The organism is Nitrospinaceae bacterium (assembly GCA_018669005.1).
In the GTDB taxonomy this organism is placed as follows: Bacteria; UBA8248; UBA8248; order UBA8248; family UBA8248; genus UBA8248.
Genome location: JABJAL010000039.1, coordinates 1 through 9,677, shown reverse-complemented (window position 1 = coordinate 9,677; position 9,677 = coordinate 1). Strand labels below are relative to the sequence as shown.

The following is a 9,677-nucleotide window of genomic DNA, read 5'->3' as shown; positions in this document are numbered from 1 at the left end:
GCCGCAAACACCCGAAGTTGACCGAAAAGACGGTATTCAAGTTCCTTGGCCTTCTCCTCGGCGCCGAGCACATCGTCCTCAATTTTTTTGAGTTCCTCGGTGATATAGCGCTCGGCAGATACAAGCGTTTGCTTGCGTGTGTATTCGAGCGGCGCCTCCTCCGAGAATCTTTTCGGCAATTCTAGATAAAAGCCAAATACTTTATTGAACCCAACCTTCACGGGAAGGCCCGTGCGCTCGCGCTCATCGTTGGCATACGATTCAAGCCATGATTTGCCGCTGCGGCCGGCCTCTCTATAGCGGTCGAGTTCGGGATCGAGGCCGTCCCTAATTATTCCGCCATCACGAATCGTGAGTGGAGGTGAATCGACAATCGATTCACAAAGTTTGCGGGAGACATCCTCCAACGAATCCCAATCATCCAAGATGTCCCTAAGATATGGGCAATTCGAATTTGAAAGCGCTTCACGAAGCGCAGGAAGCGCAGCCAGTGAGGTTCCCAGTGCCAGCAAATCCCTCGCATTGGCCGTTTGTATAGCAATGCGGCCAAGGATGCGCTCGAAATCCTGAATCCTCGATAGAGAATCTCTAAGGGCTCTCCGGCTGGCGGGGTCTTGGACAAACTCATCAACCGCATCCGCACGATGTTTCACTGCCTTGAGCGTAATCAGAGGTGAAAGAACCCAGCGCCTCAAGAGGCGTGCCCCCATGGCGGTATTGGTATCGTCCATCAAATCGAGGAGTGTGCCTCGCCTTCCCCCGTCAACTTGAGAGCGGACAAGCTCCAGATTCCTTTGCGTTGCGGCATCTAAAAGCATGGTATCCGACATGCGTTGGAAATTTATTTTCCTCAAATGTGGAAAGTTGCCGGGTTGGTTTTCTCGTGAGAATTCGAGCAAGTCTGCTGCCGCAATCGATGCCAGGGGATGCCCATTGATATCGCTCTCAATTTCCTTGCCCTCACCGAACTGCTCGCGGAGAAGATCGAGTGCCGATGAGTGAGAATTACTCTTGGGTCGATGCTCAATACGAGCGCCCAACTCGCTTATCCGGCGTTCGGCGGCCTGGGGTATTTCGGCGCCAGGGGGCAAGAGCATCTCTCTGGGCCGTATCCTCTCAAGTGCATCGGCAAGAATGGCTCCGGCGTGCTCTCCAATAATTTCAGAGGCGCTGAATTCTCCGGTGGACAAATCCATCCACGCAACACCCCAGCAATTTGCAAGTTTTCCGCTCCCCGGCGCCAAACCCGCGAGGTAGCAAGAACTTTTTCCATCAATCAATTGCGGGTTGTTGGCGGTCCCTGGCGTGAGCACCCGCACGACTTCTCGTTTGACGATGCCTTTTCCATCGACGGGCGCCCCAACCTGCTCGCAGATGGCCACCTTATGGCCCGCCTCTAATAGGCGGGTGGAATAAGTGTCTGCTGCATGTATCGGCACGCCGCACATCGAAATCGGATTGCCATTGGCATCTTTTTGGCGAGATGTGAGCGTAAGCTCCAGCACTTTCGAGCCGACAAGGGCGTCATCAAAGAACATTTCAAAGAAATCGCCCATCTGGAAAAATAAGAGGGCATCCGGGTGGCGCCCCTTAATCTCAAGGAACTGGCGCATTGCAGGGCTGGTTTTGTCTGGAATAGGCTTAGAGGAGGATTTTGTAGACCCATTTTTGGTGATGGGCCCGGAGGAACCAAGCGCCTCTGTTGTCTTAGTCGACGGAGACATTTCGGCCCTCTTGTTTTTGTGAGTCCGGGCGCGGTGTGGTTGACGTGGATTCCGACTCTGGCGTGGCGACGGGGGAAATTAGCTGCCTTGAGGACTCGCCGTTAGTGGTGGAAGAACTAGTTGCGAGAAGTCGGCCGTTTTTATTTTGGGCCACCTCTAGCTCTCTTCTCAGGTTTTTCACCTCTTTCCTGTAGCCCCGAATTCGGGTGAAGAAGCGTATCCTATCGAGAAGGCCACCCACCCAGGCAACCAAAAAACCTGCAGAAAAAAATATGACAAGAAAATAAAAAATCGGTAGCTGCAAAGTGCCGATACGATGATATTTTACGGAGATGAGTTCCATGTTCAAAACACCGAAACTCACGATGAGAACGGCAATAAAAAGACCAAAGATTAGACGTAAAGCGCCCATGATTTCCCTTTAAGCGTTCGTTCCGGAAAAATCTTCTGAAAATGCCTGACGCAAAGTCTTGTAAGTCGTTTCAATGTGCTCGGGAATAGAGCGTACCTCTGCGAGGACTGTCATGAAATTATGATCTCCATCCCACCTGGGCACAACATGAAAATGAAGATGGGGGTCAATGCCCGCCCCGGCAACCTTGCCCAAATTAAGTCCCATATTAAATCCCTGCGCCCTCACGGTGCCTCGCAACACGGCAAGGCTTCTTTGGGCCAACAAAAAAATCTCTGCTCCCTCATCTGGATTGAGTGCCTCAAAATCCTTCTCGTGGCGAGTCGGCACTATCATAAGGTGCCCGTTCGAGTATGGATATTTATTCATGACTACATACGCATGGACGCCACGGTGCAAAATCAGATTCTGTGGTCCATCCTCCTCCTTGAGCACTTCGCAGAACACACATTGCTCAATGCCGTCGCCGGGCGAGGATTTCCCCCCTAGAATATATTCCATTCGCCAGGGTGCCCACAGAGGTTTCAATTCGCTACTTTCTCCTACGAAAACTAGTTCTTGCCTTGCGCCTTTTTCGGCCTGGCATAGCCTGGAAGATCGGGGCCATGAAGCATCTTCAGTAATTGATTTTCCTTGCGCCGCATTTTTGTCGCCTCGGCAGAGAGGTCATGTTCAAATCCATGAAGATGCAAACATCCATGAATAATGAGGCGATCAATGGCGATATCCAGTGAAACCCCGTCTTCCTCAGCCTGTCCTCGCGCCTCGTCCACAGAGACAACGATATCTCCTATATGATTCGCCTCCTCGGCGGCAAGGACATCCAGTGTACCCATATCAGGAGACGGGCCGGACGGAAATGAAAGAACATCGGTGGTTTCGTTTATGTCTCGAAATTGGCGATTTATTGTCCGCATAGCTTTATCGCCCACGATTGCGATATCAATGATTATATCGCTTGAACTGAGTTTATCGAGAACCGCCTCTGCCCGCTTGCGCAATGGCCCGATCTTGAGGCGCACTCTCCTTTGGCGGTTTGTTATGGATATCCCCATTTGTTCCTTTTCGCTCCTGACCTGTTTTTTCAGGATAAATGACCCTGTGATGATATATGCCAGCCAGCACTCTAAGAAATGCCTGTTGAATTAAACTCAAATGCCGAAGAGTGAGGTCGCACTCATCCAGTTGACCATCAGCAAAAGCCGTCTGCACCAACCGGTCCACCAGTCCCGCCAAGCGGGCAGGAGAGGTGTCGGTTAAGGAGCGAGACGCCGCCTCGACCATATCCGCGAGCATCATGATGCCTGCCTCGCGCGTTTGAGGCCTGGGGCCAGGATAACGGTAAATCTCCTCGTGAATTTCTACCTCATCGCCGCCCTGCTCCTTGGCTTTTTCAAAGAAAAATCGAATTAGCGATGTTCCGTGATGCTGACAGATCAGGTCACATATTTCCTTAGGAAGCTTGTGGCTTCTCGCCATCTCAAGGCCTTCTTTGACATGGCTGACGAGAATCAGCGCGCTCATGCTCGGACTCAGCTTGTCATGCCTATTAAGAGGCCCCTGATTCTCAATGAAATACTCAGGTTTTACGACTTTGCCAATGTCGTGAAAATAAGACCCTACCCGAATGAGCAACGGATTCGCCTGAACCGCCTCGGCAGCTTCCTCGCCGAGATTCCCGACAAGCAAGCTGTGGTGATATGTGCCCGGTGCACGAACCACGAGTTGGCGAAGCAATGGGTGATTTTGATCGGACAGCTCAAGGAGTTTCATGTCTGTCGTCATTTTGAATGCGGCCTCAAGAAGCGGCATGACCGCTGAGACCACGATAATATTGGCAATGCCTCCAGCAAACGCAAAAGGAATATCAGCCCATCTTGCTATCGCAAGACGTAGGCCACCCTGTAAATTGAATCCTGTGACGAGAGCTGCATTTATGATTCCGATCATTAATCCCACTATGAGAATTGAGGTACGATGGCGATAGTCTTTCCAGTTGATCGCAGCATAAACACCGCCCGCCATGGCAATGAGAGCAATATGTACATTTCCGGGAAAGAGTAGCCCTACCATAACCGACGACATTATGGCCATTAAAATGGCCGTTGAGCGGCCCTGAAGTATGCTGGCTAGCATCGACGCCGATGCCAGGGGAATCATTAGGTAGTAGACGGAAACATCCAATCCGCGGCCTGTTCCCTGAAATTCATGCGCAAAAATAATGCTCAATTTAATCAAAATCGTTTGAGCAGCGAGCAATAAGACAAAAAGAAAAACGTCTTTTGATTTATCCAATATGCCAAGGTCGTAACGCTCTGCGGCGGTCCACGCGAGAATCAAGAAAAGTGCAACGAGAATGGTCGTCCCAAAAAAGTTGTCGACTATGTGACTTTGACGGCCTGCCTGCTCAAGGGCGCGAAGAGTCGTCATCTGTGAGACGCTGATTCGCTCTCCTTCCCGAACTATCATTTCACCGTCTTTTAAAACTTGGCTCACAGGCTTTACTTTGCGTGCCGCATCGTTTTGAGCCAAGGCAGTAGTTTGATTGTTGAAATTCAAGGTGGGTTGAATCAATTTAGCGGCCTGAGCAGCCAGAAGAACCCTTTGTGCAGGTGAGAGTTGCAGTTTTAGTTTGTCGGCCTCCTGGAACAAGAACTCCCTTACTTCTCTAAGTTCTAGAGGCTTGGATGTACTTGGCAGGCGCACCTGATTTCCGGTGCGAATATCGCGAAATACAATTCCCTTGGCCAGATGAATTTTGTAAAGACGGATATCACTTACGACACCTCTGGCCAGGACGGAGCGAACTAGTTTCGTTAAGTCCTTGCCCAACCACGTGGCGTAGCGTTCGGCTCGAAGGAGGTTGAGGAGATTCGGAGAGATGCTCCCTCCCAGCAAACGCCCGAATGTGGACTCTTCTGTGTTGAATTCGGATAGTTGGTAAAGCGCTTTGTAAACTTGAGATTCTCCTACAAGAGATGCCCTCTTTTTGTCGGCCTCAAGGCTTAACAGGCGAACCCTTATCTCGCCGGAGTGTTTAATTAAGGATTTCTGAATCGCCCCGAAGGCGCTCTCTATCTGACGCTCGCTGGTTTCAAGAAGCTTCGAGTCGATATCGTAGCGAGGCAAAACTCGATCTCGGGCGCTTTGGCGGAGTATCTCCGTGGCAGCAGCGTCTTCAATCCTCATGTTCCGGGGCGCCTTGATGTCCCGGCGGGCGATATCCCCAATCTGATAATCGATGGTGGTAACAGAGAGCCCCGAGGTGATTAATATAGACAGAACAAAAGAGAGGATAACGCCAAGCGCAATGGGATAGATATAAGAGGGAATCGGGAGATTCTTCAACGTACGAGGAATTTTAGACAGTCCGCGAAAACGGCCGTTTTTAGCCTGATGCTTTCGAGGTGTTCCGTTTTTGCCTTTTCCGGGCGCTTTCGCAGTTCCGGCAAGCTGACTCAAAACGATTTCCTCTGGGGTCCGTTTATCTGAATGGGTAAAAGGGAAATAGAGTGGGCGAATTAATCTTGGTGGGCCTCGTAGGCCATCACTATTTTTCGGACTAGTTCAGTTCGAATCACGTCCGTATCAGAAAAATTAACGAAACGAACATCATCAAGATCATTTAGAACTTCTCGGGCATGAACGAGACCACATCCTGAAGCAGATGGAAGGTCGCTTTGGGTAATGTCTCCTGTTATCACGGCCTTACTCCCTGTGCCGATGCGAGTCAAAAACATCTTCATTTGCTCGGGCGTCGTATTCTGTGCCTCATCCAGGATGATGAACGAGTCGTTGAGCGAGCGCCCTCTCATATAGGCCAATGGGGCCACCTCAATTTCCCCGCGCTCAAGGAGACGCTCGGTGCGTTCGAAATCAACCATATCGTGCAGCGCGTCGAAAAGGGGCCTTAGGTAGGGATTGATTTTCTCCTGCAAATCCCCAGGTAAAAACCCTAACCTCTCCCCCGCCTCTACTATTGGACGAGTTAGAATGATTCGCGAGTAAGCCTTATCCAGCAGGCCAGATACGGCCATTGCCATGGCTAGATAGGTTTTCCCTGTCCCCGCTGGTCCGATACCGAACACACAATTACAAGCCCTGATAGCCTCTATGTACTGTTTTTGAGCCACACCCTTGGGAACAATATGTCTATTCTTTAAGGGCAAGTTAATTCGGGCTGCGACCAAATCACTGAGGATAAGGCCCTTTCCTTTGGCCACCGTCCTGGCGAGTGTGGCAACCTCGGAGGGCGGAAACCTGTAGCCATCCTCGACACAGGCCGAAAGTTCATCAAAAAATTTCAGGGCCCCTTCCACAGATTCAAGTTGCCCCTCTGCCAAAAACCCCTCTGATGCAATACGAATTTTTACACCGAATGCCTTCCCCACGGCTTTTAAAGATTGATCTCGATTTCCGATCAAGTGAATAAGATGATCGGAACCCTGGAGAGGGGTTGCTGAAATTCTTGTAGCCAAAAGGTGAATCTCCTACTTGGAATGAGCCCGGCCCTACCCTCAACCGGCTGGATCGTACGACTCTGCCCAAGGGGCGTCAACAGCAAATAGACTCTTTTGTACGCTTTTTTTACGCCTCCCCGCGCGGATGATGCTCGTCGATGGCTTCTCTTAAAGCATCTCTATCCACGTGTGTATATATTTCTGTCGTGGAAATATCGGCATGTCCCAGCATCGCCTGTACAGCCCTTAGGTCTGCTCCGCGTCGCACCATGTGTGTTGCGAAGCTATGGCGCAACATATGGGGACTCACCTTAGAGCCAATACCAGCCACCAAGGCCCATTTTTTAAGGCGAACCCAGAAGGCTTGCCTCGTCATTCCTCCTCCACGCCTGGTGACGAATACGAAATCAGAGGATTTTTCTTTTAAAAGGGAGAGCCTCGCGGTTTCGAGATATTCCCTCAAGCGAACCAAGGCGACATCGCCTACTGGAACTAGGCGTGTCTTATCTCCCTTGCCATTTATGAGTGAAAATCCTGCATCCATTTGCACTTGCGTGATTTTAAGCCCTACAAGCTCACTAACTCTCATGCCGGTGGCATACAACATCTCCAGCATGGCGCCGTCTCTGATGCTTTCGGCTGTTTTGTCATCAGGTGCCGCGAGAAGGCGCTCAACCTGCTCTGCCGAAAGTGTCTTGGGAAGGCGTTTCCAGGCTGCTGGCTGCGATATATCAGCTGTGAAATCTGTATCTACAATCCCCTCTCGGAGCAAAAAGCGGGAAAAAACACGGATCGCCGCTAGTTGCCGTCTTATCGTGGTATCGGCTTTGCCCTCTCCCCTAAGACGAGCGAGGTTTGCCACCACATCGCTCCTCTGCCAGGCAGTGGGATTCGTGCGTTTAGCGCCCTGAGCCCAAAGGAGAAAATCTCGGGCATCCCGAACATAGCTCTCAACAGATCTTGGAGACATTCGGCGCTCTATTGATAAATAATCCTGATAGTTACACCTTAAATCATCAAATTTAAGATTAAGTTTTTGAGATGCCCCAATCGTCCTGTTTTTCACCTGCTGCCCCATATCTTTTTTAGCTGACATCCTTGCTCAAACTTTCTTTCGCATGAAAGCAGCAGTCCACAAAGCCGCTGTTTCGGGGATAAACATCTTTGCGAGGAACAGATACGCCCCGGCCCCAACAACCACTTCAAGCCCAAGCACGCCTGCCCTCAACCCTACTCCCGCACCAACTGGCCAGACAATCCAGTTAAGAGCATATATCCCCGCCCCCATGACTAAAGAAAGGGGAAGAAGAATTTTCACGATTCTGGCCAACTCATCACCCGGCCATACGCCAGCTTCACTAAGTCCTCGAAAAAGCAACCATGCGTTCAAAGCACTGGCAAAGGAGGTGGCCAGCGCAAGACCAATGACGCCAAGGGGAAACATCAGAGCAACACTCACCACCACGTTGGAAAGAACCGCCAAATTGGCACATCGGACGGGAAACTTCGTGTCCAGGCGGGCATGGTAGGCTGACGCCATCAGGCGAACAAGGCCAAAAAAAACGAGGCCCAACGCGTAGGCCCTGAGTGTGGCTGCACTATGAGTGCTGTCTGCCGCAGTGAAAGCGCCACGCTCGAAAAGTACCTCCATGATCGGTTGAGCCAGCGCCATAAGGCCAAATGTCGCAGGAAGGGTAATGAACATCGTCAATTTACCGGCCTCGGCCAGTGTGTCCTGCGTTCCATTGTCTTTGTCTTGGGTGCGCCGCCCCTGGGCCTCACCATCTGCCAGCAAGGGAAAAACCGCCGCCGCCACCGCCACGCTCAAAATCCCGTGGGGGAATTGAACCAGACGATTCGCATAATAAAGATAGGAAATAGAGCCTTCTTGCAGAAAAGACGCCAGCCACCGATCGATCAAAACATTAACCTGCAGAATCGCCATCCCGAATGCGGCCGGCCCCATTAGCGTGAGGCACTTGCCCACACTCGGAGCCCGCCAGGGCAAGATGGGGATGGGTAAAATCCCTAGTTTCCACATCACAGGAATCTGAATTAACAACTGGAGGGCCCCGCCGATCACAACTCCCCAAGCGAGCCAGAAAATTGCTCTTTCCACACCAACAAACCACCCTGCTCCCATTAGAGCCACGATCATGGCGATATTCTGGATAGCCGGCGCGAGTGCAGGCAGGAAAAAGCGTCTTGCGGAGTTAAGGACGCCTACGGCGATGGCGCTTAACCCAATAAAAAACAGGAACGGAAACATGACCTGCGTGAGGCGGGTTGTCATCTCCAGTTTCTCTGTTACACCAGTGAAACCTGGGGCCAGCACAGCCACGAGCGGTCTGGCAAAATAGATCCCCAAAAGGCAAAAAATCGCCAGAAACACGGCGAGGCTTGCCGTTATGGCCCCCGCAAAGAGCCGTGCCCCCTCTTCTCCTTTTTGGGCGCGAACGTCCGAATACACAGGGATAAAGGCTGATGTGAGCGCCCCCTCGGTGAGCAGGCGCCGGAACATACTGGGAATCGCGAAAGCCACGAAAAAGGCGTCTGCAACCAGCGCAGCGCCAAATAGCTGGGCAATGAGGACATCTCGCACGAAACCCAGAATACGGCTTAATAAAGTGGCTGCGCTAATCGGGCCAGCAGAGCGGGCAATAGCCCCCCCTGAAGCTTTATTCGGCACGGGGCCCACTGATGGGTCTGGGGATTGAGTCACAAATTTACCGATAGGCGGATGGGGCGCTTGACAAAAAACACAACTAAAGTATTTTACGCGCGCAGGGGAAGGGGCTCAACAGGGCACTCCCTCCCAGCACATGAATTCTTAAGGAGAAACGGACTACTGTGGCTAACATTAAATCGGCAAAAAAACGGAACCGTCAGAACGTGGGGCGAACAGCCCGCAACCGCATTACGCGCTCTAACCTTCGCAACGCGGTGAAAAAGCTCCACTCCTCGGTGCAATCTGGAGAAGGCACCCAGGAATCTCTTCGCGAGGTGCATTCGGTGCTGTCGAAGGCGGCGACAAAAGGCGTTCTTCACAAGAAAACGGCCTCCAGAAGAACTTCACGGCTT

General features: G+C 51.5%; 9 protein-coding genes. 1 reads left to right on the top strand and 8 read right to left on the bottom strand.

What is annotated here, in order from left to right:
• From mutS to murJ, 8 genes are all read right to left on the bottom strand, one after another.
• On the bottom strand, positions 1 to 1,724 hold a 1,724-nt coding region (gene mutS, locus HOJ95_05455), incomplete at its 3' end, for a DNA mismatch repair protein MutS (protein MBT6394131.1).
• A complete protein-coding gene (locus HOJ95_05450) occupies positions 1,708 to 2,136 on the bottom strand; it encodes a LapA family protein (protein ID MBT6394130.1) in 429 nt (142 codons plus the stop codon). The genes mutS and HOJ95_05450, both read right to left, overlap by 17 nt.
• 9 nt (positions 2,137 to 2,145) lie before the next feature.
• Positions 2,146 to 2,637 carry an HIT domain-containing protein gene (locus HOJ95_05445; protein ID MBT6394129.1) on the bottom strand — a complete coding sequence of 164 codons (492 nt, stop codon included), beginning with the start codon at positions 2,635 to 2,637 and terminating at the stop codon, positions 2,146 to 2,148.
• Positions 2,638 to 2,687: 50 nt separating this feature from the next.
• The gene (gene ybeY, locus HOJ95_05440; protein MBT6394128.1) at positions 2,688 to 3,158 is read right to left on the bottom strand and encodes an rRNA maturation RNase YbeY; all 471 of its coding nucleotides are present in this window, start codon (positions 3,156 to 3,158) and stop codon (positions 2,688 to 2,690) included.
• A complete protein-coding gene (locus HOJ95_05435) occupies positions 3,106 to 5,598 on the bottom strand; it encodes an HDIG domain-containing protein (protein ID MBT6394127.1) in 2,493 nt (830 codons plus the stop codon). The genes ybeY and HOJ95_05435 overlap by 53 nt, the downstream gene beginning before the upstream one ends.
• A 59-nt stretch (positions 5,599 to 5,657) precedes the next feature.
• Entirely contained in the window at positions 5,658 to 6,623 is a 966-nt protein-coding gene (locus tag HOJ95_05430) for a PhoH family protein (GenBank protein MBT6394126.1), read from the bottom strand.
• Positions 6,624 to 6,723: 100 nt separating this feature from the next.
• Complete coding sequence (gene xerD, locus HOJ95_05425) at positions 6,724 to 7,674, bottom strand: site-specific tyrosine recombinase XerD (GenBank protein ID MBT6394125.1); 951 nt, start codon at positions 7,672 to 7,674, stop codon at positions 6,724 to 6,726.
• A gap of 24 nt (positions 7,675 to 7,698) precedes the next feature.
• Positions 7,699 to 9,285 carry a murein biosynthesis integral membrane protein MurJ gene (gene murJ, locus HOJ95_05420; GenBank protein ID MBT6394124.1) on the bottom strand — a complete coding sequence of 529 codons (1,587 nt, stop codon included), beginning with the start codon at positions 9,283 to 9,285 and terminating at the stop codon, positions 7,699 to 7,701.
• Positions 9,286 to 9,446: 161 nt separating this feature from the next.
• Between murJ and rpsT the strand changes: the two genes are divergently transcribed.
• A partial coding sequence (rpsT, locus tag HOJ95_05415; GenBank protein ID MBT6394123.1) for a 30S ribosomal protein S20 occupies positions 9,447 to 9,677 on the top strand: 231 nt, incomplete at its 3' end.

Bases quoted from the DNA above. Each gene is read 5' to 3' on its own strand.
- HOJ95_05450 (MBT6394130.1), bottom strand. From the start codon at position 2,136: ATGGGCGCTTTACGTCTAATCTTTGGTCTTTTTATTGCCGTTCTCATC.
- xerD (MBT6394125.1), bottom strand. From the start codon at position 7,674: ATGGGGCAGCAGGTGAAAAACAGGACGATTGGGGCATCTCAAAAACTT.
- HOJ95_05445 (MBT6394129.1), bottom strand. From the start codon at position 2,637: ATGGAATATATTCTAGGGGGGAAATCCTCGCCCGGCGACGGCATTGAG.